The sequence below is a fragment of the Streptomyces sp. NPDC102259 genome, from assembly GCF_044766465.1.
Taxonomy (GTDB): Bacteria; Actinomycetota; Actinomycetes; order Streptomycetales; family Streptomycetaceae; genus Streptomyces.
The window spans coordinates 105,740-129,732 of record NZ_JBIWMA010000012.1 but is presented as its reverse complement, the minus strand read 5'-3'; the positions used below and the strand labels follow the sequence as shown (position 1 = coordinate 129,732).

Below are 23,993 nucleotides of genomic sequence, written 5' to 3'. Positions count from 1 at the left end.
AATCACATGAAACCGTCACATAAGGCTCATTCAGGAGGGCGCTGCACGTGAGATCCATTTGGAACGGCGCCATCTCCTTCGGCCTCGTCAGCATCCCGATCAAGCTGGTGAACGCCACGGAGAGCCACTCGATCTCCTTCCGCCAGATCCACACGGAGGACGGCGGCCGCATCCGTTACCGCAAGGTCTGCGAGCTGGAGGACCGCGAGGTGAGCTCGGCGGAGATCGGCAAGGGGTACGAGGACGCGGACGGCACGATCATCCCGATCACCGAAGAGGACCTGTCCCATCTGCCGCTCCCGACCGCCAGGACCATCGAGATCGTGGCCTTCGTCCCGGCCGACCGGATCGACCCGCTCCAGATGGACGCGGCCTACTACCTCCAGGCGGGCGGCGCCCCGGCGGCGAAGCCGTACACGCTGCTCAGGGAGGCCCTCAAGCGCAGCCACAAGGTGGCGATCGCGAAGTACGCCCTGCGTGGCCGCGAGCGCCTCGGGATGCTCCGCGTGGTCGGCGAGGCGATCGCCATGCACGGACTGCTCTGGCCCGACGAGGTCCGCGCACCGGACGGCGTGGCCCCGGACACCTCGGTCACCGTCCGGGACAAGGAACTCGACCTCGCGGACGCCCTGATGGACACCCTCGGCGAGGTCGACCTGGAGGACCTGCACGACGAGTACCGCGAGGCGGTGGAGGAGGTCGTGGCGGCGAAGGCGGCCGGCGAGACGCCCCCCGAGGCCCCCGCCGCGCCGTCCAGCGGCAAGGTGCTGGATCTGATGGCGGCCCTGGAGAAGAGCGTGCGCGCGGCGAAGGAGTCGCGCGGCGAGGAACCGGAGAAGGCATCGTCGGGGACGGAGGAGGAGTCGGACCAGGAGACGGAGTCGGGGGCCGAGGTCAGGCACCTTTCGCAGCGCCGGTCGGCCCGTACGGCGCCCAAGGGGACGGGCGGCAAGAAATCGACGTCGACGGCGACGGCGAAGAAGACCGCGGCGGCCCCGAGGAAGTCGACGGCGAAGACGGCGAAGACGGCGAAGTCGACGCCGGCGAAGAAGGCGACGGCGTCGAAGAGCACGGCCGAGGCCAAAACGGCGGCGGCGACGAAGACCACGGCGGCATCGAAGACCACGGCCAAGAAGTCCACCGCGAAGAAGACGACGGCGAAGGGGGCGACGGCGAAAAAGACAGCCACGAAGAAGGCGACGCCCCGCAAACGCACAGCCTGACGCAGCCCACAACCCGCCTGGCCCGCCTCTCCCGCCTCACCACACTCACTCGCCCCCCCCGACCCGCCATACGGCTGGCCCACCCACCCACCCACCCACCCACCCACCTGCCTGGCACTCGCTCGCTTCCCCCCGCGAGGCGAAGGGCGGTCGGGTCAGGCAGCCTCTTTGAGGGGTCCTCGATTGTTCCGGCGGGCCTGCCCCGCGCCCTGGCTCTCAGCGTCACCGCCGGGGTCGCCCCCGTGGCTTCCGCCGCTCTCGTCGCCCCGGCGAGGGAAGGCCACGCACAGCGTGCCCACCCCCAGGCCCACGGCCGGCCACACCGGGAACTCACCGCCGTACGCGAACCCGTGTCCCGCGAAATACGTCAGCGCCCAGACGCTCACGCCGAGCCCGACCCATATCCGCCAGGCCGCCGCCCCCCGGATCCCCGCGCCGGGCCGCACGCGTACGTCCACGGAGGCGAGCCCCCGCTCCAGCGGCCGCAGCGCCCACACCACCCCCACCAGGAGGCCCGCCAGCACCAGCAGCCACGGCACCCGCAGTGCCCACCAGCTCGCCGAGCCGTAGCGGGGTTCGGGGGCGAGGCCGGTCAGGTAGAACGCTGCGGCGACGATCAGCACCGGCACCATGTGCCAGAGGTAGAGCGTCATACTGCCGGCCCCCAGCGCCCGCACCGCCCGCCGCACCCGGGCCCGTTCCAGTATTCGTCGTACGACCGGGGCGACCAGCAGGGCCACCCCCACCTGGGCCAGGCTCCACGCGAGCATGGCCGCCGACGGAGGATCGGTGTTGCTCAGCTCCTGGCCGGTCACCAGGATCAGACTGACGGGAAACGGTCCGGGCCCGACGAGCAGCGCGAACCCCAACCCGCCCCCGACCGCCATGGCCCACGCCCGGGCCGGTGCTCGCGGCGTCGTCCGTCCGTCACCGCCCAGCAACCCGTCCCGCCAGCAGAGACCGAGCTGGTAGACGACCCCCCACACGAGCAGGTAGTTGAGCGCCCCGATCGCCTCGACGGCCGAGCCGCGCGAGGACGCGTCGCCCGCCGCCATGAGCGCGCCGACACCGAGTCCCACCACGCCCATGCCCACAGGAACACGCACACCCCACCGTTCGTGAAGGGAGTACAGAACCGGTGTCAGGGCGCTGAGCAGCAGATACACCGGTAGGAACCAGAACTGCATGGCCATCGCCCAGCCCACCAGCGCGAGGGTCGCGCGGTCCACGCCGAGCGCGGAGCACACCCCGACGGCGAGCAGCACGAGGCCGCTGTACACGGCCGTGGGCAGCAGCAGCCGCACCGCCCGCTGCCCCACCCACCCCGCGGCTCTCCCGCCGGCGGCCCGAGCCCGCGCCCAGGAGCCTGCGGCGGCATGCCCACCGGCGAGGAAGAACAACGGCATGATCTGGAAGCCCAGGGTCAGCCACTGCGTCCAGGGCAGGGTCGCCAGCAGTTCCGGGGCGGTGATCTCGCCGTCCGGATGCCGGATCAGCCCGGTGATCAGCCAGTGCCCCAACACGACGAGCAGGATCGCCCAGGCCCGCAGGAAGTCGACGTAACGGTCTCGGCTCATACGTCGCATGCTGCCCGCCCCCCAACTCCCCTACGGCGACTAGTCCTTGTCGCAATCAACCTGTTCCCGGGGCGACACTCGTCGGCCCCCCCCCACGACCCGGGCCCGCCCCCAGGCCCGCCTCCAGGTCCGCCTCCGGGCTCGTCCCCGAGCCCGCCCCCGGGTCAGGGGGCCCGCCGAAGCCGCTCGGCCGATGCTCCGGCCGAATCCTCGGCGTGCCACGCGTCCGCCCACTCCCCGCTCCACCACGACAGGAAGTCACGCCACTCGAACCCGCCCGCTCCGATCACGCCTCCATGCTGACAGCCCCCACTGACAGCGCCCACGGGCACCGTCCGCCGACAGCGCCACTGACAGCCCCCACGGGCGATGCCCACCGGCAACGCCCGCTGACAGCCCCCACTGACAACGCCCACAGCCCCGAAGTCCCGGAGCGTCGACTGCGCGTCAGGCATCTTGACGCTCTGCATGTTACCGGTAACATCGTTGTTCGTCGGAGCATCACCCGCACGCCCACGCCGAGGTGGGCCGTCCGCTCTCTGGAGTCCGCGTGACCGACCACCCCACGGCGCAGCGCGCCCAGGCCGACTCGCCCACGCCGGACCCCACCGACGGCACCGAAACCAGCACCAGCCCCACCGTCGGCGTCGATACCAGCCCCAGCCCCAGCACCACCGTCGGCGCCGCCAGCCGCACCAGCGCCGCCCCCGACCCCGTCTTCACCACGTCCGCCGTGGTCGCCTCCTGCGTCGGCTTCATGCTCATCGGCGCTCTCCAGGCGTTCTACGGGCCCGCCATCCCTGCCCTGCGCGAGGAGTTCGGGCTCTCGCCCTCCGCCGCGGGGCTCGGGCTCAGCGCGCACTTCGTCGGCGGGGTCGCCGGTGTCCTCCTCTTCGACCGGCTGTACGGCCGCACCGGCAACCGCCGGATCCTCGCCGCCTCGTATCTGCTGATGGCCGTCGGCTCGGCAGGCTTCGCGGTCGCGCCGAACTGGCCCCTCGCCCTCACGGCGGCGCTCCTCGCGGGGTTCGGCTTCGGCGGCATCGACTACGGCCTCAACCAACTCTTCGCGGTCGGCTTCGGCCACCGTTCCACCGCGATGCTCAACGTCCTCAACGCGCACTTCGGCATCGGCGCGATCCTCGGCCCGGTCCTGATCGGGGTGGTGGGCGCCGAGCACTACCCCGTCGTCTTCGTGGTCTTCGCGCTCGCCAACCTGCCCCTCCTCTTCTGTCTGCGCGGCGTACGTGACAACCCCCCGCGACTGCCGCAGCCCTCGCGGCACCCCACGACCACCGGGGCGGCCACGCCGGCCGACCGCGCCCTGCGGTCCGTCCTCGCCGTCTTCGTCACCCTCTACGTCCTGCACGTCGGCATCGAGGCGGGTGTCGGCGGCTGGGAACCCACACACCTGGAGACCGTCGGTCACAGCGCCGGCGTCGCCGCCACCGCGACCTCCGTGTACTGGCTGATGATGACCGTCGGCCGCTTCCTGGCCGCCCCGATCGCGCTGCGCTTCTCCGCCCAGACCATCATCACGGTCTCCTGCGCGGGCATGACCGTCTGTCTCCTGCTGGCGTCCGTACCGGACCTGGCGCCCTTCGCCTACGCCGGTGTGGGCCTCTTCATCGCACCGATCTTCCCCACCGGACTGCCCTGGCTGCACCGGGCCGCCCCGCACGCCCGCCGGGCCGGCGCGGTCGTCATCGCCGCGTCCATGACGGGCGGCGTCGCGGCGGGCCCGGCACTCGGCAAGGTCATCGAGTGGTCCGGCGTCCGAGCGGTACCGCTCCTTCTCGCCGCGGTCTCCGCCGTCTGTCTCGCGGCCACCCTCTGGCTGACCCGGGCGACACACCCGAACCCCGCGAAATGACCACCCGCCGCCCCTCTCGGTCGCCGCTCGGCGGCCCCTCAGCGACCCCTCAGCCGCCTCGCGGCACCGGTGGCCCGGGGTGGTCCGGCAGCGGCACGAACACGAGTGCCGGCACAAGCACTCGCACCACCAGTACCAGCACGGCACACACCACCCGCACCACCAGTACCGGCACGGCACGCACCACTCGCACCACCAGCACAGCACGCACCAGTACCCGAATAGCACGCACCCGCACAGCACGCACCCGCACGTCCGCCCCGACGAAGGGACCCGCATGCCGACCCTGACCACGACCTCCGACGGTTTCCTCCTGCACGGTGAACCGTTCCGCATCCTCTCCGGCGCTCTGCACTACTTCCGCGTCCACCCCGACCAGTGGGGCGACCGGCTGCGCAAGGCCCGCCTCATGGGCCTGAACACGGTCGAGACGTACATCCCGTGGAACCTCCACCAGCCCGAACCCGGCACCCTCGTCCTCGACGGACTCCTCGACCTGCCCCGCTTCCTGCGCCTCGCCGCCGCGGAGGGCCTGCACGTCCTCCTCCGCCCCGGCCCCTTCATCTGCGCCGAGTGGGACGGCGGTGGCCTGCCCCACTGGCTCACCACCGACCCCGACATCCGCCTGCGCACCAGCGACCCCCGCTTCACGGACGTCGTGGACCGCTACCTGGACCTCCTCCTCCCGCCGCTCCTGCCGCACATGGCGGCGTCGGGCGGCCCGGTCATCGCCGTACAGGTGGAGAACGAGTACGGCGCCTACGGCGACGACATCGCCTACCTCAAGCACCTCGAGCACTCGCTCCGCTCACGCGGCGTCGAGGAGCTCCTCTTCACCTGCGACCAGACCGACGGCGATCACCTCAAGAACGGCGTGCTGCCCGGAGTCCTCGCCACCGGCACGTTCGGCAGCCGTGTGGAGCAGTCCCTCCAGCGGCTCCGCGAGGCACAACCCGAAGGCCCCCTGATGTGCGGGGAGTTCTGGATCGGCTGGTTCGACCACTGGGGTGGTCCGCACCACGGAAGGGACGCCGAGGACGCCGCCGCCGACCTCGACCGGCTCCTCTCGGCGGGCGCCTCCGTCAACATCTACATGTTCCACGGCGGCACCAACTTCGGTTACACCAACGGCGCCAACCACCACCACGCCTACGTGCCGACCGTCACCTCCTACGACTACGACGCCCCGCTCACCGAGAGCGGCGACCCGGGCCCGAAGTACCACGCCTTCCGTGAGGTCATCGCCCGCCACGCCCCGGTCCCGGACGAGCCGGCGCCCGCCCCGTCGCCCAAACTGCCCCCGACCACCGTCCGGTTGACCCACCGCGCCCCGCTCCTGCCCCTCGCGGACCGCCCCGTGCACGCCACGGACCCCCGCTCCGCCGACGAGCTGGGCCAACGCGCCGGGTACACCCTGTACCGGACCACCGTCCCCGCCCCCGGCGCCGGCCTGCTGCACTTCGCCGGCGGTGTGGGCGACCGCGCCCAGGTCTTCCTGGACGGCGCCCCCGCGGGCGTCCTCGAACGCGAGCGCTACGACGAGACCCTGCCCGTCCACGTCCCCCGCCCCGACGCCGTGCTCGAGGTGCTCGTGGAGAACATGGGCCGGGTCAACTACGGCCCCCGCATCGGCGTCGCCAAGGGCCTGCTGGGCCCGGTGACGCTCGACGGCGCGCCCCTGCACGGCTGGGACTCCCACGCACTGCCCCTGGACGACGTGCCGGTCAACGCCGCCTTCGCCCCCGCCGAGGCCTCCACCTCCGCCGAACCCGCCTTCCACCGCGGCACGTTCGAGGTGCGGACCCCCGCCGACACCTTCCTCTCCCTCCCCGGCTGGACCAAGGGCCAGGCCTGGGTCAACGGGTTCCACCTCGGCCGCTACTGGAACCGCGGCCCGCAGCACACCCTCTACGTCCCGGCCCCCGCCCTGCGCCCCGGCGTCAACGAGCTGGTCGTCCTCGAACTGCACGGCACCACCACCCTCGACGCCCACCTCACCGACACCCCCGACCTCGGCCCGGAGCAGTCCTGATGCGGCACCGGGTGAGCATTCCGCCGCCCCCCGCGCCCCCGCTCCGAGGCCACCTCCCCTTCGCCGACGCCCCCACCGCACCCGACCCGATCGAGGTGACCAGCCGCTGGCTGACCCGGGGCGGCCGTCCCTGGTTCCCGGTCTCGGGCGAGTTCCACTACTCCCGGTACCCGGCCCGGGAGTGGGAGGAGGAGTTGCTGAAGATGAAGGCGGGCGGGGTCTCGGTCGTCGCCTCGTACGTCATCTGGATCCACCACGAGGAGACCGAGGGCCGCGTCCGCTTCGACGGCGACCGCGACCTGCGTCGCTTCGCCCTGCTCTGCGCCCGTCACGGCCTGGACTTCGTCCCCCGCATCGGCCCCTGGTCGCACGCGGAGGTCCGCAACGGCGGCCTCCCCGACTGGGTCCTCGCCCGCACCACGGCCCCGCGCACCGACGACCCGGCGTACCTGGCCGCCGTCCGCCCCTGGCTGGAGGCGATCGCGTCGCAACTCGACGGCCTGGACCGGGCGCACGACGGCCCGATCGTGGCGATCCAGATCGAGAACGAGCTCTACGACCGGCCCGGCCACCTGCGCACCCTCAAGCGCATGGCCCAGGAGGCCGGCCTCAGCGCCCCCCTCTGGACCTCGACGGCATGGGGCGGGGTCCACCTCCCCGACGACGAACTGCTCCCCCTCTACGGCGGCTACCCCGAGGCCTTCTGGACCGAGGCCGACGGCGGCTGGCCCGACACCTGCCGCAAGCACTTCTTCTTCACCCACCAGCGCGACGACGAGGGCATCGGCGCCGACCTGCGCCCGACGACCGTGCGCGGCGCGGATCCCGACGCCTACGCGGACAAGTTCCCCTGGGCCACCTGCGAGTTGGGCGGCGGCATGGCCGTCGCCTACCACCGCCGCCCGCGCGTCGACGCCGCCGACATCGGCGCCCTCGGCCTCACGAAGATCGGCTGCGGCTCGGTCTGGCAGGGCTACTACATGTTCCACGGCGGCACCAACCCGACGGGGGAGCGGACGACCCTCCAGGAGTCCCACGCCACCGCCTACCCCAACGACCTCCCCGTCCTGACGTACGACTTCCAGGCGCCCCTCGGCGAGTACGGCCAGTACCGCCCCTCCTACGACGAACTCCGCCTCCAGCACCTGCTGTTGGCGGACTTCGGCGAGGTCATCGCCCCCATGCGGTCGGTGCTGCCGGACGGCCGTCCGCGCGGCCAGCACGACCGCGACACCCTGCGCTGGGCGGTCCGCGGCGACGGGCGCGCCGCGGGCTTCCTCTTCGTCACCAACCACCAGCCGCACGAGCCGCTCCCGGACCATCCGGACACCAGCTTCACGATCGGCTTCCCCGAAGCCCCGCCCCTCACCCTCCCCAGCACCCCCGTCACCGTCCCCTCGGGCGCCTACTTCTGCTGGCCGTTGCGGCTGGACGTGGCGGGCCTGCGCCTGGACTGGGCCACCGCCCAGCCGGTCTGCACGATCGTGGACGACGACGGCCGTACGATCCTGGTCCTGGCGGCGACGGACGGCATCACACCCGAACTGGCCCTGGACGCGAGGACGGTGACGAACATCGCCGCCCCGCCCGGTGCGGAGGTCACGGCCGTGACCGACGACGACCGCATCCTGATCACCGGCCTGCGCCCCGGCACGGACGCCCTGGTCGAGGCGGAGACAGCGGCCGGCGACCGGGTCGCCCTCCTGGTCCTGGACGCGGCCACCGCCCGCACCGCCTACCGGGGCGAGGCCTGGGGCGCGCAACGGCTCGTCCTGTGCGCCGATGGCGTGGTCTTCGACGCGCCGAACGGCGAGGTACGCATCCACCCCCGCCCCTCGGACGACGAGAACAGCGTCGCGGAGGGCGCGGACGGCCCGGACGACGACGGGCCCCGCACCCCCGCCCCGACGGCCTCCACCTCCGTTTCCACCTCCACCTCCACCTCCACCTCCACCTCCACCTCCACCTCCGTTTCCGCATCCGTCTCCGTTTCCGTCCTCCCGGCCCCGCCCCGCCCACCGGCGGCGCCCGGTGCCACCGTGAAGGAGAGCCAGGACGGCGCCCTGACCCGCTACACGCTCGTCCCCGACGAGGACGTGCCCACCGTCCCCGCCCCCGCCCTCACCGCGCTCCGCCCGGCGGGCCCGCCACCGGCCCCGGAGACGGGCGTGCTGGACCGGGCGAGCGCCCCCGCGGACGAGCATTACGCCACGAGGGCGGCCGTCTACCGCGTCGACGTACCGGCTTACCCGGCGGGCGCCCCGGCCGCCCCGCCCGGCGCCGATCTGCTGCGCCTGCACTGGACCGGCGACGTGGCCCGCGCCTACGTGGGGGACACGCTGGTCGCCGACCAGTTCTTCACGGGCCGCCCGTGGGACATCGCGCTCGACCGACTGCCGCCCGGCGAGCCGCTCACCCTACGGATCCTGCCGCTCGCCGCCGACGCGGCGGTCCACCTTCCCGTCACCCCGCGACCCGGCATCGCCGAGGTACGGCACGCCGAACGGATCACGACCCGCACCTGGAGGCTCGGCACGACCTGACCCCCGCTTCCTCGTGTGCCCGGCCTATCCTGTGGGTCCGCCGGGCGGCCCAGTGCGAACGGCCCCGGACCAGTCCCGAGGAAGAAGCCCCCACCATGACCCGAAGCGCCGCCGACGGCCCGGCCGGCCCGGCGAGCAGGGGACGGAGCAGACGCAACTTCGCGGGCTCACGTCCGGTCATGGACGACGTCGCGAAACTGGCCGGAGTCTCCAAGCAGACGGTCTCCCGGGTGCTCAACGAACATCCGGCCGTCCGCGCCGAGACCCGGGAGGCGGTCCGGGCGGCGATGCGCACGCTCGGCTACCGCCCCAGCAGCAGCGCCCGCTCGCTGGCCAGCGGCCGCACCCGCATGCTCGGCGTGATCTCCTTCGACGCGGCCCGCTACGGCCCCGCCTCGACCCTGACCGCGATCAACACGGCGGCGCAGGAAGCCGGTTACCTGGTGAGCTCGATCGCGCTGGACACCGCGGACCGGGACACGGTGGTGCGGGCCGCGGACCGGCTGTCGGCGGAGGGCGCGGACGGCGTGATCGCGATCGCGCCCCAGGTCCGGGTGGCGCGGGCCCTGGCCGAGGCCCACCTGGACACCCCCCTGGTCGTCATGGACAACGACCTCGGTGACGGCACCCCCATGGTCACCTCGGACGCCCGCACCGGCGGCCGCAAGGCCACCCAGCACCTCCTCTCCCTCGGCCACCCCACGGTCCACCACCTTGCGGGCCCGACCGGCTGGACCTCGGCGGACCGCCGCGCGGAGAGCTGGCGCGCCACCCTCGAGGAGGCCGGAGCCGAGGTGCACGCCCCCCTCATCGGCGACTGGAGCGCCGACTCCGGCTACGACCTGGGCCGTGAACTGGCGAAGGACGCGTCCGTCACCGCGGTCTTCGTGTCGAACGACCAGATGGCCCTCGGCGTCCTGCGCGCCCTGTACGAGGCGGGCCGCCGGGTCCCGGAGGACGTCAGCGTCGTCGGCTACGACGACATCCCGGAGGCCGCCCACTTCCTCCCGCCGCTGACCACGATCCGTACCGACTTCACGGACATCGGCACGATCTCCCTCCGCATCCTGCTGAACCGCATCGACAGCCCGTCGACCCCCGGAAGCCCGCTCACGGTCGTCCCCGTCGACCTGTGCGTTCGCCACAGCACCACCGTCCCGCGCTGACCCGACGGACCGGGCCGACCGGGCTCAATCGTGCGTGCCCCGCGCGGCCGCGGCATGAAGCTGCTCCAGGGCGTCCAGTACGACGGTGTTCCAGTGCCAGGCCAGCCACCGGCCGACGTCGCTGCCCGTCTGCCGGAGCGCGGCCAGCTCGGCGTGGGTGAAACCCTTCAGCGGCCGCTCGTGATGGGAGGACACCATGCCCAGCGGCACGCCCAGCCGGTTCACCAGCGGAACACTGTGCGCGGCCCGACTGCCCGCTTGGAGGATGGCGTGGCGGGAGGCTTCGTCGAACACCGGCGCCGACTCCACATCCCGCACGGTGACCTGCCGACGCTGGCCGGCCGCCTGCGCGCAGGAGGTCGTAGGGGCGTCGACGAAGGCGAAGAAGTCGCAGAAGTACCTGTTCAGGCCAGTGTGCCGGGCCAGGCGGAGCCGACCCTTCTCGCTCAGCTGGACGTTGCCCATGGGCGTCTGGGTGATCGACAGCACCCGTTGCAGGGCGGCCGAGACGACAGCGCCCTGGCTGGTGCCGTGGCCGCGCTCCACGGGGAGACCGGGAAGCGCGGGCGGGCCGCGCCGCACCCGGCCCGGGAACCAGAGCTCGGCGTCGGGATCGGGCGCGGGTGTGCGTACGACCGCGTCGGCGAGTGTGGAGAGCTTGATGTTGAACTGCTGGGACGCTGCCTTCAGTAGCGCGAACGCCTCGTCGGTGGAGCCGAGGCCGTAGCGCTGGAGCAACACCCCTTCGGCGCGGGTGACTCCGGCATGGCCGTACAGACGGTTGCGCAGATCAAGATCATCCTGCCGCCACCGCATTACGTGTCCCTGTTCACCCCCGGACTCGCCCCCGGACTCGGTCTCGGTCTCGGACCCGGAGTCGGGCACGTGGGCCGCCGAGCCCCCTTCGGCCGGATGTCGGGGCAGCTGGCTCATATCAAGGGCTCCAATCCGGGGTGAGTCCGATCGAGCCGGACAACGACGAACCCGGCGGGCGCCTCCCCGGCCCGCCGGGGACGTTCCTCCTTACCAAGCACTGCCAACGGCTAACCGGAAGCTCGCCGAGTAAACCCGCCGCCTTCCGTGGCCGTCAGAAACCGTCGGCGACTTCCGTCACAGCGGATGGCATTCCTGCTACGACACGGTATTGCGGTGGGTCAGGGACAACTCGGCCGAGTGCGGGAGCGTACGGCGCATCATCGGCGTCCCCGAACGCAGGCGCGTACCGAAAGCGACCTACTTCGAGTGGCTGAGGCAACAACAGGAAGAAGTCACGGATCTTTCTCCTGTCATCAGATGCGGTAGGCCCCCGCCGGCACGCCATGGGCGAGGCCGTACGGGGTCAGGGCGATGACGCCGGTTCCCCGGGACGGTGTGTCGGGGCCGGTGTGCAGGGGACTGACTCCATAGGAGTGGGCGAGGTCGGCAGCCATGTCGTGGGCGGCCCATCGCCACTCGTCTTCGTCGTCCTGGTCCTCCTGCCCGGCATCCCACTCGGGCGTGAGGCCCAGCTCCACGCGGCGCGCCCGCTCGAACGGCAGGGGCTCGCCGAGCGTGAGCAATTCGTCCTCGCCCTCCTCTGTTTCGCAGTACCGCCGGACGACGGTCCCGTGCTCGGCCACGATCCAGGCGGAGCCGTCGCCCTGGCCGCCGTAGTAGTACGCGTGTGCCTGGCCGTAGCGGGCGCTGAGTTCCGTGCACAGGCGCAGGACGTCGTCACCGCGCTCCTCGCCGCACGGGTCGCACCAGGCACCGAGAACGAGGGTCCAGCCGTCCAGTTCGGGCGTCACGAAGACCCGTTCGTAGCCGCTGTACGGGTCCTCCGGCCCGAAGCCGTGGCTGTCGGTGTCGACGACGTCGTTGCCGAGAGCGAAGGTCACGGGCCTGGGATCGACCAGGCCGAGGACGCGCATGATTCCGGCCTGGTCACCGCCGGGGACGGCCATCCAGTGATTCCAGCACGCCCACATGCCTTCCGGCCGGTCGTCCGGGAGCTTGACACGGATGAGCCGTTCGACCGCGGCCACGTCGGCGCGGGACAGTGCCGGTTCGCCGCCCAACTCGGCGAGCACGGTCAACGCCCGCGCCCGCTGCCGGCCCGGCCCTCGTTCCCGGATGCGCCGGACCAGCGGAACGACGTGCTCGCCCTGCAGAATCAGGGCGTCCTGCGCCTGCTGGGCGACCTCTCGGTCGGGGTCCCCGAGCAGCGGCAGCAGCACAGCGACCGCGGACCGGGCAGCGTCGCCGCAGCGCTGGAACCCGCGGACGGCCATCCGGCGCACATGCGGCACAGGATGGGAGAGGGCTGCCGTGTAGCGCTCAAGGGCGGCCGCACCGAAGCCGCAGAACGCGAAGCCGAGGCGCTTGCGCGAGCTCTCGCTGGACGCGGAGGCGAGCCCGCGGAGAAGGCCGTCGAAGGCGGCAGCTTCCCCGATCCTCCCCATCACGGCCGCAATCGGCCGCCAGTCCACGGAAGATTCCTCGTCCGCCAACTCCCGCACCAGCCACTCCACCGCGTCGCTCCCGAGAGCGGCCAACGCATCCGCCGCGCCTTCGCGTCCGTCCGGCACCCCCAGGTCCCATACCAAGCCGCTGCCCACCACGTTCCCTCCAGCGCATCCGGCACTGTGCCAGTCTCCGCCACTCCGCCACTCCGCCACTCCGCCACTCCGCCGCTCCGACCGGGGAGTCCCCGTCGTCCAACACCCCGAGAACCCGGCGCCGCAGGGCAGGCCGCGCTTGAAGTAACCGACTCGGAAGCAGGTAGCTGGACGGACGGACTCGGGGTCTTCATCGTGCTGCATTTGGAGCAACGTCACAGGCCGACGACCGTGATCGCAGGAAAATTAGAGGCGTGAACGAAACGGAGTGGACTGGCGACCCAGCCGGCCGACATTCCCGTTTCGGGATGATAATTGGGGCTTTCAGTCCGGTCGATACGAGGGATCGCTTCGGTTGGGTCGCTCCGGGAATCGCGATCCTTTGGTCAGAAGATTCTGCCTGATCATGTCGAAGGAAGCTGTCAGTGAAATTAGAGGTGCCGATCAGAGGAAGATCTTCTTTTTCCGCAATGACCTGCCCAAGTTCCACTCCTCCAGCAGCTCTCCGGGCTGTTACCGGAGAGAAACGGATTAGCGGCCGCGGCGGTCAGTATTCACGACAGGCACATGCCTGTTGATTCGCTGCCTTCAGGACGGCCGTGGCATGCGCTCGATCGCCACCATGGCGGCGTCGTCGCCCAGATGGTCGCCGACATGACGCATCAGGTCCTTGCGCAAGTGGGCCAGGAGGGCGTCGGGACCCTTGGCGGCCTTGCCGATCACCCGTTCCGCAAGCGGGTAGAACGTGCCGTCCCGGTCGCGGGCTTCGATGACACCGTCCGTGTAGAGAAGGGCGATGTCACCGGGCTCGAAGGCGAATGCTTCCGCGGTGAGGTCGGTACTCACGAATTCGGTGAGACCCAGAGGCGGCGCCGGTTGGCGCGTTTCGAGCAGACCGACCTGGCCGCGACGCAGCAGCAGGGGCGGGGGGTGACCGCAGTTGATCAGGTGAAGAACCGGCTCGTCGTCCGGGATGTCCATCACGGCGGCGGTGATGAACGCCTCGCCGCGATCCTCGGTCGCGACGTCGGGGGCCGCGGGGTCGTCCAGGTCCGAGGAGACGGTCCCCTCCAGGAAGGTGACCAGCGCGGAGAGGTCGGCCTGCCGGTGTGCCGCGCTCCGGAACGCGCCGAGGAGGAGGGCGGCGTCCCCGACCGCCTCCAGGCCCTTGCCCCTGACGTCACCGATGATGATCCGGGTTCCTTGCTCCGTGCGGGCGGCGGCATACAGGTCACCGCCGATCTGCGCCTCGGATTGGGCGGCCAGGTAGACCGAGGCGATGCGTAACGGACCGATCCGCTGAGGAAGCGGCTTGAGCACCACCTCTTGCGCGGCAGTCGCTACCGAGCGCAACTGCGTCAGCTGCCTTTCACGGCGTTCTCGCCGTGCGGCGAAGACGGTCGCGAACGCCGACATCAGGATCAGAGTGATCAGCTGGAAGGTGTGGTTCAGATCGACGAGGCTGGTGCGCACCGCCGCGACCACGACTTGGGCCAGGACGGCGAGCGCGCCGATACTTGCGGTCGGCCGGGGGCCGGCGAACGACGCTGTGACAGCGGGCGCGGCGACCAGGAACGGCCCGAGGTGGACACCGGACGGAGCCAGGATGTCGACCACCGTGACCAGCATGATCAGCGCGATCGGTACCGCCAGCAGGACAAGACGTGGCTCCCGTGACAAACGATGAGCCTTGAGGCGTCCAGGAACCATATGTCCTGAATACACCCCATTACGGCTCAGCGCCCACGCCTACGGAGCCGTCCCGGGCCACACCCGCTCGCGCATGATCGCCAGACGGCCCCCGGCTCGCCCTGGCCGCTATCCACACCCTGAGCCATCAGCTCAGCTCCGGCGCTATAACCGTTCAACCGTTCGACCGCACGGGAAAGCAGGGAGCTGGGAGGCGGGGGAGCGGAGAACGATGGTCCGGCTGTAGCCATGTCCTTGATGCCCATGAGGAGCATCGTCGGCCGGGAGGAAGATGGTGGCGTGCTTCCCTCTCGGCTGCTGTGCTGTGATCCCCGGCCCATCCCCAGGTTCAACCGGCAGGAACCGGTGACGCGGGTCGTGTGTGATCCGGACTTCTACGAGCCGGTGGATGAGGAGGACTGCTCGACGTTCCCGTACTTCTGTCAGACGCATGACCGCTACTACCGGCACGACGACTGTGGGGAAGGGGCGCATCTCGTCGCCGTCCACTGCGAACGCCACGAACCCGAGAACATGTGGCCCCAGCCCCTCATGATGGTTCCCGGAGGGGTTCTCCCCTCCACTCAGCGACGTGCAACCGGCCCGGGTACGCTCGGAAGACGCCTCCTGAACCCGCAGGACGGACAGCCCTCGGGCATCGGCGACCGCTGCTCCGTGATGGAGAACCTGGACTGCGGAGTAAGCGGCGAGAGCAGACGAAGGCCCTGAGAGCCCGTCCTGGGGGGCTTCGCACACAGGCTGCCCTGACGGTGACGAGCTCTGTCCTGGCGCATCGGGTTGGCGTGGGACAACCGACCGTGTCGAAGGTCGAGAACGGCCACATGGTCCCCGGCAGGAGCCTCCTTGTCGGATGACTCGGCTGTGTCCGGCGTGCCCTCCACGGCGACCAAGACCTCGACGACGCGGTGCGCGGCCTGCTCAGTTGGTTCGACGTTCCCCTACGCCCTCGTCGGCAGGTACTGGCGCGCCTAGGACGAGGCGCGCCACCTGGCACTCACGCCGAACCAGACGGCACCACCACTGCCCGCGGGTACCGGCCCGTTGTGGAGGGGGCCAGCCCGTTCGAGCCGGGCCGGGTGGGGAAGCGACATCCGCTTTAGGAGTTCGATCCGACGCCCTCAGCGGTCGGCTGCTGCAAGGTTGCAGCTGATGCCAACGACCGCCCAGAGTCGCTGGCGTCCGGCGCCGTTAATGTCAGGCGAACCCGTCTGCTTCGGCTACGGGCGGCGGTAGACGGCAGGGTCGGTTCCGGGTGCCGGCGACCGGGACAGGTCCAAATAGCACGGGTAGTCGGGGTCACCCACCTCCATGAGTACGAACTGGTCGACGTCGTGGTTGGCGAAGCGATGGAGGTACTGCAAGAAGAGTTCCAGTTCCTCGCCGGAGAGGGGTTCGTCGTGCCGGTCGTTTCGCACGTGCTCACTCTACGGCTGGCCTAGGTGCAGGACTTCTTCGTCCCGAAGCAACATAGGTGAGCGTTCGGCCTTGGGCTGGTGCGCTGCTCACCTGCGCCGATGGTCCGCTGACGTCCGCGCTCGTCCGCCGGTGTTCGTCGGCGTTGTCACGCAGTTAGACACTCACTGTTGTGGCATGTCAGCGGCGTGCGCCACGACTTGGCCAGGGGTGTCCATCGGGAGATCGGTCTGCAGGCCGGCCCGCTCGAACGAAGTCGCCATATTCGTCCTGGACCAGGCTCTCGTTGACCCACCTCCCCCGCACGGCGCCCGTGGCCTCCTCGGCAGCGGCCAGTGCGGTAGATGGCTCCTCTACCGTGGCAACGAGTCGGCCGAAGTCCTCTTCGTCCTGGTCGGCGTCGAATGGTGGAAACTCCACCAGGTCGGAGAACCCCTCATGACCGACGTCCTCAACGGTGTGGACGTATACCTCATATGACGCCTTCGTTGGGCGGACCTCGACGTAGCTGACCCCGAGCCGATCCGGAGCACCGACCGGACCGAGGAACTGTTCCACCGGCCGGCCTCGCTTCAGGGCCCCAACAACGAAAGCCTCTGTCAGGTAGCGCATCCTGCAAACCCTAGCCATCACGTCCGTCCTGCAGTGCTGGCCAAGCAATATCAGCTTGGGAAGCTCAGGGCATCTAGGGCTTGTTCCAGGTCTGACCGGCGGCGGAGGGGCGTAGAAGCGCAGTAGACGTTCGACGGGTTCCCCGCTGTTCCCCGTGATTCCCCGCACGATCTGGCACGCGTCTGGCACGACCTCTTCATCCGGGACTACTGACTGAAGAGGGGCTCTTCAACGCCGCGTACGCTCGCTCGACCTCGCCCAGGTACTGCTCCAGGCGGAAGCGAACCTCCTCGATCGGCCTGCCATCGAGGCCCGGGTACATCAGGTCGGACCAGATGACTGTCTCGCCCCGGAGCCGGACCCGAACGGTCAGCCTGTCCGGCCCTGGCTCGGGTTGTTCCTGGGTTGCCACATCCACCGTGCATGGCATATCGGTCGGATAGAGCGGTCCGCCTGGGCGGAGCAGTCGACTCGGATCGAGGCCGGCCATTCTGCTGTCGCTGCGCGCGACTACATCGAGGCCATCGACGAAGAGGTACGTGTGGACGGCAGCGCACGTTGGCGGCCCAGGACACGCGCTGATGAGCAGCGTGCTCACCGCGCCATCGCTTTGCCCATGGGGCACGGTGTCCCTCACCTCGCGCGGGGACCTACGCGGCATCCGCCTGATGTGACGTCATGACCCGATGCTAGCGGCTGGCCACAAGGATGCAGCCGACGCGAAGATCAAAAGTGCTGGCGGAGGAGGGCGACGTGGCTTAACCGCGTTCGAATTTGCGCACACGGCTCCGGAGGCCCTTTGACTCTCAGGCAACGCGGCTGGTCAGGGCCGCGCTGGTGCTCGTTCGGCTGAGGTCCGGCCACACATAGTCCACGAGGACATGACCACCGCCTTAAGGAGTACTTTCCGATCCCTCTCCGGCTGAGGTCGCTGGCTGGGGCCAGCCGGACAGAGACGCTGGTGTACGTCCCCGTCCGGCGTCGGCCCCCATAGGTGAACCATGGGACGCTGGCGGCTGCCTCTGGCAGAGTGATCGGCACTGCTAAACGATTCTCGTGAGGAACCTTGTGAGCACGCTCGGTAGCTTCATCTGGTCAATCGCTGACCAGCTTCGGGGCCCCTACCGCCCCAACCAGTACGGGACAGTGATCCTCCCGTTCACGATCCTGAGGCGGCTCGACTGCGTACTTGAGCCGGACCGTGCGGTGGTACGGGAGCTGGCTGCGAAGCACGAGAACCCGAACCGGCTCAAGGTCGAGGTTAAGAAGGCCACGGGGCGGACGTTCTACAACACCTCCAACTACGAGTTCGCGAACCTGCTGGCCGATGCGGACGGGCTGACGGACAACCTCGCTGACTACATCGACCGGTTTTCCATTGACGTGGACGTGTTCGAGTACTTCGACTTCAAGAAGGAGATCCTGGCCCTGGAGAAGGCCGGGCTCCTGCGCGAGATCGTCAAGTCCTTCGGCGCCGTCGATCTCCACCCCGATGTGGTGTCGAACTCCGACATGGGCGACGCCTTCGAGTACATCATCCGCAAGTTCAATGAGGCTGCGAACGAGACCTCCGGTGACCACTACACGCCGCGCGACGCGATCCGGCTGCTCGTCGACCTGCTCTTCGCGGAGAAGGATGTCGACCTCTCCGAGGGCAGCATCATCAGGTCGCTGTACGACCCCACCGCCGGTACCGGCGGCATGCTCTCCCTGGCGGAGGAGCACCTGCTTGCCGAGAACCCCGATGCGAAGCTGAGTCTGTACGGTCAGGAGTACAACCCGCAGTCGTACGCCATCTGCAAGTCCGACCTGCTTGCCAAGGGCCACGACGCGACCAACATTGCGTTCGGCAACACGCTCACCGACGACGCCTTCAAGGGCCGCCAATTTGACTACTGCATGTCCAACCCGCCCTACGGGGTGGACTGGAAGCAGTACGCCAAGGCGGTCAAGGCGGAGCGCGACTCCGCCGGCCCCTACGGACGATTCGCGCCGGGACTCCCCGCGACCTCGGACGGCCAAATGCTCTTCCTGCTCCACTTGGCCCACAAGATGCGCGCACCCGAGGACGGCGGCGGCCGCGTCGGCATTATCATGAACGGCTCGCCGCTTTTCAACGGCGCCGCCGAATCCGGCCCCTCCAACATCCGCAGGTGGCTGCTGGAGAACGACTTGGTTGAGGCGATCGTCGCGCTGCCGACCAACATGTTCTTCAACACCGGCATCGCCACCTACATCTGGATCCTCGACAACACCAAGCACCCCGACCGCCAGGGCAAGGTCCAGCTCATCGACGGCACGTCGTTCTGGACCAAGATGCGCAAGAACCTCGGGTCCAAGGGACGCGAGATCAGACACCATGACCGCGCCGAGGTTGTGCGGCTGTACGCCGACTTTGAGGACGCCGACCCTGACTTCTCCACGGTGCTGCGCAACGACGAGTTCGGCTACTGGACCATCACCGTCGAGCGTCCCCTGCTCGATGAGGACGGGAACCCTGTCGTCGACCGCAAGGGCAACTCGAAGCCCGACTCGAAGAAGCGTGACACCGAAAATGTGCCCTTCACCTACGGCGGCTCAACCGCCGGCGCAGCAGGGGAGCGCGAAGTCATCCAGACGTACTTCGAGGCGGAAGTGAGGCCGCACGTTCCTGACGCCTGGATCGACTGGGCCAAGACCAAGACCGGCTACGAGATCCCCTTCACCCGCCAGTTCTACAAGTACGTACCACCCCGCCCGCTTACCGAGATCGACGCCGACCTGGAGAAGCAGGTCGCCAAGATCCTTGACCTGCTGCGAGAGGTGGAGCAGTGAGCGGCCTCCGAGCTTATGCGTCATACCGAGACGAGGCCCGCGAGACGTTCACTCGTATCCCGGAACACTGGGACGTTGTGCGGGGCCGTCATCTCGTCCGCATCCGTACGGGAAGTGGAGACACGGTCGATGCCGAGCCCGACGGTGAGTTCCCGTTCTACGTGCGGTCTGACAAGCCGGTCATGTCAGACCGTTGGGAGTTTGACACGACGGCTGTACTCACCGCCGGTGATGGCGCTGGCGTCGCGAAAGTCTTTCACCTCGTCACGGGACGGTTCATGGCGCACCAGCGCGTCTATGTGCTCGACGAGTTCCGGCGAGTAACCCCACGGTTCTTCTACTACGCCTTTAGTAACCTATTTCACCTGATGGCTCTTGACGGCAGCGCGAAGTCCACCGTCGACTCGGTACGCAGGTCGATGATCGCGGACATGCCGTTCGCTGTCCCGCCGCTCGGCGAGCAGCGTGTCATCGCCGACTACCTCGACTGCGAGACGGCCCGCATCGACACGCTCATCGTGGAGCAGCAGCGCCTGATCGAGATGCTCCGCGAGCGACGTACTGCCGTTGTCGCGCACGCGACATCTCAGGGCACACAGGTAGAATTTCGGAGGATTATCGCCGCGCTTCGCCAGGGGTGGAGCCCCAACTGTGAGAGCTGGCCTGCCGACGGAGTGGCGGAATGGGGAGTTCTGAAGGTCGGCTGCTCGAACACCGGCAGATTCGACGCTGCTGAGAACAAGCGCCTTCCAGACGAAGAGAATCCACGGCCGGAGTTTGCGGTTCGTCGGGGCGAACTCGTCATGTCGCGCTCAAACACAAAGGAACTGGTGGGTGCCGCTGCCGTAGTCCAGGGGGACTACCCGCGACTGCTTCTCTCTGATCTCACGTACGGCATTTCGCTCGCGGCCGACGCGGATCCTGCGTTCGTCGCGTATGCGCTCGCCGCTCCTGCAGTGCGCGTGCAGATCAGTGCTGCCTCCAAAGGCATGAGCCACTCCATGCAGAAGATCTCTCAGCGGGACATTCGGGAGCTTCGCGTGCGGATGCCAGCGCTGGACGAGCAGCGCCGCATCGCGACGTACCTCGACGAGCAGACAGCGAAGATCGACACGCTCATTACGGAGACGGAGCGGTTCATCGATCTCTCGAAGGAGCGGCGTTCGGCGCTGATCACGGCGGCGGTGACGGGGCAGATCGACGTACGAAGGGTGGCGTGATGGCTGACCACAATGAGGTGGTCTTCGAGACGGAGATCTGCGAGTACCTGAACGCCCACGGATGGTTGTACTCGGTGAACGACCGCGATGGTGGCGAGTACGACCGGGAGCGGGCGCTGTTTCCGGAGGACCTGTTCGCATGGCTGGAGGAGACGCAGAGACCGGCGTACGAGAAGGCGTTGAAGGCGGCGGGGTCGCAGGCGAAGTTCCTCGACGTGCTAACGGCGGCGTTGGACAGGCCGCTTGAGCATGGCGGGGGCACACTGAACATTTTGCGCAACGGGGTGCAATACATCAGTGGCGGCCGGTTGAAGATGGCGCAGTTCCGCCCCGAGACCTCGCTCAACGCGACCACAACGGCGCACTACGAGGCGATGCGGGTGCGGGTAGTGCGTCAGGTGCACTTCTCGACCGCTGACCAGCGCATCCTCGATCTGGTGTTCTTCGTCAACGGTCTTCCGGTGGCCACGGTGGAGTTGAAGACCGACTTCACCCAGTCGCTGGATGAGGCGATCAACCAGTACAAGCAGGGCCGCAACCCACTGACTAACGGGCGGCCCGAGCCACTGCTGTCCTTCGGACACCGCGCTCTGGTCCACTTCGCAGTCTCCAACGACCTCGCGGCGATGACCACCAGACTGGAGGGGGAGAAGACCCACTTCCTGCCCTTCAACCTCGGCTTCGACAGCGGTGCCGGCAACCCGCCTGGCGCGGATGGACGATCGTCGACGGCGTACCTGTGGGAACGCGTCTGGGAGAAACACGCCTGGCTGAACATCATCGGGCGGCTGATGATCGTGGAGACCAAGGAGGAGTGGGACGTCACCACCGGCACGTCGGTGCGGCGTACGAGCATGCTCTTCCCGCGGTTCCACCAGTGGGAGGCCGTCACGAGCATCGTCGAGGCGGTGAAAGAGGAGGGTGTCGGGCAGCGGTACTTGATCGAGCACTCGGCCGGGTCGGGGAAGACGAACACCATCGCCTGGACGGCCCACCGGCTGGCGCGCCTGCACGTCGATGATCGGAAGGTCTTCGACTCGGTCATCGTGGTCGTGGACCGTACCGTGCTCGATTCCCAGCTGCAGGATGCAATCCGGCAGATTGACGGCACCGGCAAGATCGTCGCGACTATCAGCCCCGAGGACGTCCGCAAGGCCGGCGCGAAGTCGAAGTCGGGTCTGCTGGCGCAGGCGTTGAAGAACGGTGAGCTAATTATTGCGGTGACGGTGCAGACCTTCCCGCATGCGCTGGACGAGATCCGGACCGACGCTGGCCTGAAGGGTAAGCGGTTCGCCGTCATCGCAGATGAGGCGCACTCCTCCCAGTCGGGTCAGATCTCCTCGAAGCTGAAGCAGGTGCTGACGGCGGAGGAGGTCAAGGAGATCGAGGAGGGTGGCGAGGTCGATGTGGAGTCGGTGCTGGCCTCGGAGATGACCGAGCGGGCCGAGTCGGAAAACATCTCTTACTTCGCCTTTACCGCGACGCCGAAGAACAAGACCCTTGAACTGTTCGGCCGCAAGGGTGCCGACGGGAAGCCGCGCGAGTTCCACCTGTACTCGATGAAGCAGGCGATCGAGGAGGGCTACATCCTCGACGTGCTCAAGGGCTATCAGTCCTACGGCACCGCGTTGAAGATCGCCGGCAGGGCCGAGAGCGGTGACGGGGGAGAGGTCGAGGAGGCCGCCGCCCGCAAGGGGCTCATGCGGTGGGTGCAGCTCCACCCGACGAACATCAGCCAGAAGGTGCAGATCATCGTCGAGCACTTTCACGCCAACGTCGCCTACCTCCTTGAAGGCAAGGCGAAGGCGATGGTGGTGACCGACTCGCGCAAGTCGGCGGTGAAGTACAAGCTGGCCATCGACGCCTACATCGCCAGGCGCCGCACCGAGGACGCCTCGTACAACTACCGCACCCTGGTCGCCTTCTCGGCCGGGGTGACGATGGCCGAGGACGAGACCTGGCACAGCGACTGGGGCCCGCAGCCGTCGAAAGATGACGAGTTCACCGAGGCCAACATGAACCCCGGCGCCGGGGTTGACTTGGCAGCCGCATTCAAGGGCGAGACGTACAAGATCATGCTGGTCGCCAACAAGTTCCAGACCGGCTTCGACCAGCCCTTACTCTCGGCGATGTACATAGACAAGAAGCTGTCAGGGGTCACCGCGGTGCAGACGCTCTCGCGGCTCAACCGCACCCACCGCACCGCTGGTGGGGAGCAGAAGCGCAAGACGTTCGTCATCGACTTCGCCAACAAGCCCGAGGACATCAAGGCGGCCTTCGAGCCGTACTTCAAGAACGCGACCCTGGAGACCGAGACCGATCCGTACGTCGTCGTCCACCTGGCTAACAAGCTTGCCCAGGCCGGAATCTACACCGAGGACGACGTTCGCAAGGTCGCTGAACTGTGGGTGACCCGGAAGGGCAACAATGCGCTCTCGGCGGCAATCAGCCCGGCGCAGCACGACTTCCGGCGCCGCTACGCGCGGGCGATCGAAGAGGAGGACAAGGTCACGCTTCAGGCGCTCGACCTATTCCGCAAGGATGTCTCCACCTACGTACGCCTCTATGACTTCATGTCCCAGATCGTTGACTACGGCGACCCTTACATGGAGATGCTCTCGATTTTCTTGCGCCTGCTGGAGAAGGTCATTGCCGAGTCCGCTTGGGCGGCGGACGTGGACCTCTCCGATGTGGTGCTAGTCGGGGTCAAGCACAACAAGGAGATTCCTGTCGACATCTCGCTCGTGGGTGACGGGCAACTGAAGGGCATCAGCGCCGCCGGCACGGGAATGAAGAAGGATCCGAAGTACGTTGCGCTCCAGGTCGTTATAGACAAGATGAACGACCTCTTCGGCGCCGAATCGTTCGCCGAGTCCCAGGTCAGGGAGTTCGTGCAGGGACTCGTCCAGCGGTTGCTCACTGACCCGAACCTGATCAGGCAGACCAAGGTGAACTCCAAGAAGCAGTTCGTGGAGTCACAAGACTTCCAAGCAGCCGTTACGGAGGCGGTCGCAGACAACCAGGACGCCCACAACACGATGGCTGACTACTTCTTCACTGACGGGCCGGCTATCAACTCGATCATCGTCGCCCTCGCCGATGCCTTCTACGAAGCAGCGATCGATCAGCAAGTGGATTCTTAGATCCTGCGACCCCCGCTTTAGGAGAGAGGCGGGGGAGTGGGGGCGCTGACCAGGAGCTTCGATACCTGGC

At 68.6% G+C, this 23,993-nt stretch carries 15 protein-coding genes; 9 read left to right on the top strand and 6 right to left on the bottom strand.

Features of this window, described 5'->3' with window-relative positions:
* The first annotated feature begins 47 nt into the window (after window positions 1-47).
* Window positions 48-1,223, top strand: a complete 1,176-nt coding sequence (locus ACIRPU_RS26210) for a Ku protein (protein ID WP_403871539.1) — start codon at window positions 48-50, stop codon at window positions 1,221-1,223.
* 155 nt (window positions 1,224-1,378) lie between these two features.
* Here the strand turns inward: ACIRPU_RS26210 and ACIRPU_RS26205 are convergent, their stop codons facing one another.
* Window positions 1,379-2,800, bottom strand: coding sequence for an acyltransferase (locus ACIRPU_RS26205; RefSeq protein ID WP_403871537.1), 1,422 nt, complete (start codon window positions 2,798-2,800; stop codon window positions 1,379-1,381).
* Window positions 2,801-3,350: 550 nt separating this feature from the next.
* Between ACIRPU_RS26205 and ACIRPU_RS26200 the strand changes: the two genes are divergently transcribed.
* The 4 genes from ACIRPU_RS26200 (at window position 3,351) to ACIRPU_RS26185 (ending at window position 10,414) form a co-directional block, all read left to right on the top strand.
* On the top strand, window positions 3,351-4,673 hold the full coding sequence (locus ACIRPU_RS26200; RefSeq protein WP_403871535.1) for an MFS transporter: 1,323 nt from the start codon (window positions 3,351-3,353) through the stop codon (window positions 4,671-4,673).
* Window positions 4,674-4,950: 277 nt separating this feature from the next.
* Window positions 4,951-6,705 carry a beta-galactosidase gene (locus ACIRPU_RS26195; protein ID WP_403871533.1) on the top strand — a complete coding sequence of 585 codons (1,755 nt, stop codon included), beginning with the start codon at window positions 4,951-4,953 and terminating at the stop codon, window positions 6,703-6,705.
* A complete protein-coding gene (locus tag ACIRPU_RS26190; RefSeq protein WP_403871531.1) occupies window positions 6,705-9,248 on the top strand; it encodes a beta-galactosidase in 2,544 nt (847 codons plus the stop codon). Before ACIRPU_RS26195 ends, ACIRPU_RS26190 begins: the two co-directional genes overlap by 1 nt.
* A gap of 95 nt (window positions 9,249-9,343) precedes the next feature.
* Window positions 9,344-10,414 (top strand): LacI family DNA-binding transcriptional regulator, encoded by a 1,071-nt coding sequence (locus ACIRPU_RS26185; protein ID WP_403871529.1) that lies wholly within the window; start codon window positions 9,344-9,346, stop codon window positions 10,412-10,414.
* A gap of 24 nt (window positions 10,415-10,438) precedes the next feature.
* Here ACIRPU_RS26185 and ACIRPU_RS26180 read toward each other — a convergent pair whose 3' ends face one another.
* The 3 genes from ACIRPU_RS26180 to ACIRPU_RS26170 all read right to left on the bottom strand — a co-directional run bounded on the left by ACIRPU_RS26180 (window position 10,439) and on the right by ACIRPU_RS26170 (window position 14,721).
* On the bottom strand, window positions 10,439-11,347 hold the full coding sequence (locus ACIRPU_RS26180; protein ID WP_403871527.1) for an ANTAR domain-containing protein: 909 nt from the start codon (window positions 11,345-11,347) through the stop codon (window positions 10,439-10,441).
* Window positions 11,348-11,703: 356 nt separating this feature from the next.
* Entirely contained in the window at window positions 11,704-13,011 is a 1,308-nt protein-coding gene (locus tag ACIRPU_RS26175; RefSeq protein WP_403871525.1) for a HEAT repeat domain-containing protein, read from the bottom strand.
* Between the two features lie 588 nt (window positions 13,012-13,599).
* A complete protein-coding gene (locus tag ACIRPU_RS26170) occupies window positions 13,600-14,721 on the bottom strand; it encodes a PP2C family protein-serine/threonine phosphatase (protein ID WP_403871523.1) in 1,122 nt (373 codons plus the stop codon).
* Between the two features lie 243 nt (window positions 14,722-14,964).
* Between ACIRPU_RS26170 and ACIRPU_RS26165 the strand changes: the two genes are divergently transcribed.
* A complete protein-coding gene (locus tag ACIRPU_RS26165; RefSeq protein WP_403871521.1) occupies window positions 14,965-15,429 on the top strand; it encodes a hypothetical protein in 465 nt (154 codons plus the stop codon).
* A gap of 509 nt (window positions 15,430-15,938) precedes the next feature.
* Here the strand turns inward: ACIRPU_RS26165 and ACIRPU_RS26160 are convergent.
* Both ACIRPU_RS26160 and ACIRPU_RS26155 read right to left on the bottom strand, forming a co-directional pair.
* Window positions 15,939-16,136: a hypothetical protein gene (locus ACIRPU_RS26160; RefSeq protein WP_403871519.1), complete on the bottom strand. Its 198-nt coding sequence runs from the start codon at window positions 16,134-16,136 to the stop codon at window positions 15,939-15,941.
* A 178-nt stretch (window positions 16,137-16,314) separates the two neighbouring features.
* Window positions 16,315-16,746: a hypothetical protein gene (locus ACIRPU_RS26155; protein WP_403871517.1), complete on the bottom strand. Its 432-nt coding sequence runs from the start codon at window positions 16,744-16,746 to the stop codon at window positions 16,315-16,317.
* A 1,068-nt stretch (window positions 16,747-17,814) separates the two neighbouring features.
* Between ACIRPU_RS26155 and ACIRPU_RS26150 the strand changes: the two genes are divergently transcribed.
* Genes ACIRPU_RS26150 through ACIRPU_RS26140 form a run of 3 tightly spaced genes read left to right on the top strand, consistent with a single transcriptional unit; the run spans window position 17,815 to window position 23,923 of the window.
* On the top strand, window positions 17,815-19,560 hold the full coding sequence (locus ACIRPU_RS26150; RefSeq protein ID WP_403871514.1) for an N-6 DNA methylase: 1,746 nt from the start codon (window positions 17,815-17,817) through the stop codon (window positions 19,558-19,560).
* The gene (locus tag ACIRPU_RS26145; RefSeq protein ID WP_403871511.1) at window positions 19,557-20,780 is read left to right on the top strand and encodes a restriction endonuclease subunit S; all 1,224 of its coding nucleotides are present in this window, start codon (window positions 19,557-19,559) and stop codon (window positions 20,778-20,780) included. The genes ACIRPU_RS26150 and ACIRPU_RS26145 overlap by 4 nt, the downstream gene beginning before the upstream one ends.
* A complete protein-coding gene (locus ACIRPU_RS26140) occupies window positions 20,780-23,923 on the top strand; it encodes a type I restriction endonuclease subunit R (protein WP_403871508.1) in 3,144 nt (1,047 codons plus the stop codon). Before ACIRPU_RS26145 ends, ACIRPU_RS26140 begins: the two co-directional genes overlap by 1 nt.
* Window positions 23,924-23,993: the final 70 nt, after the last annotated feature.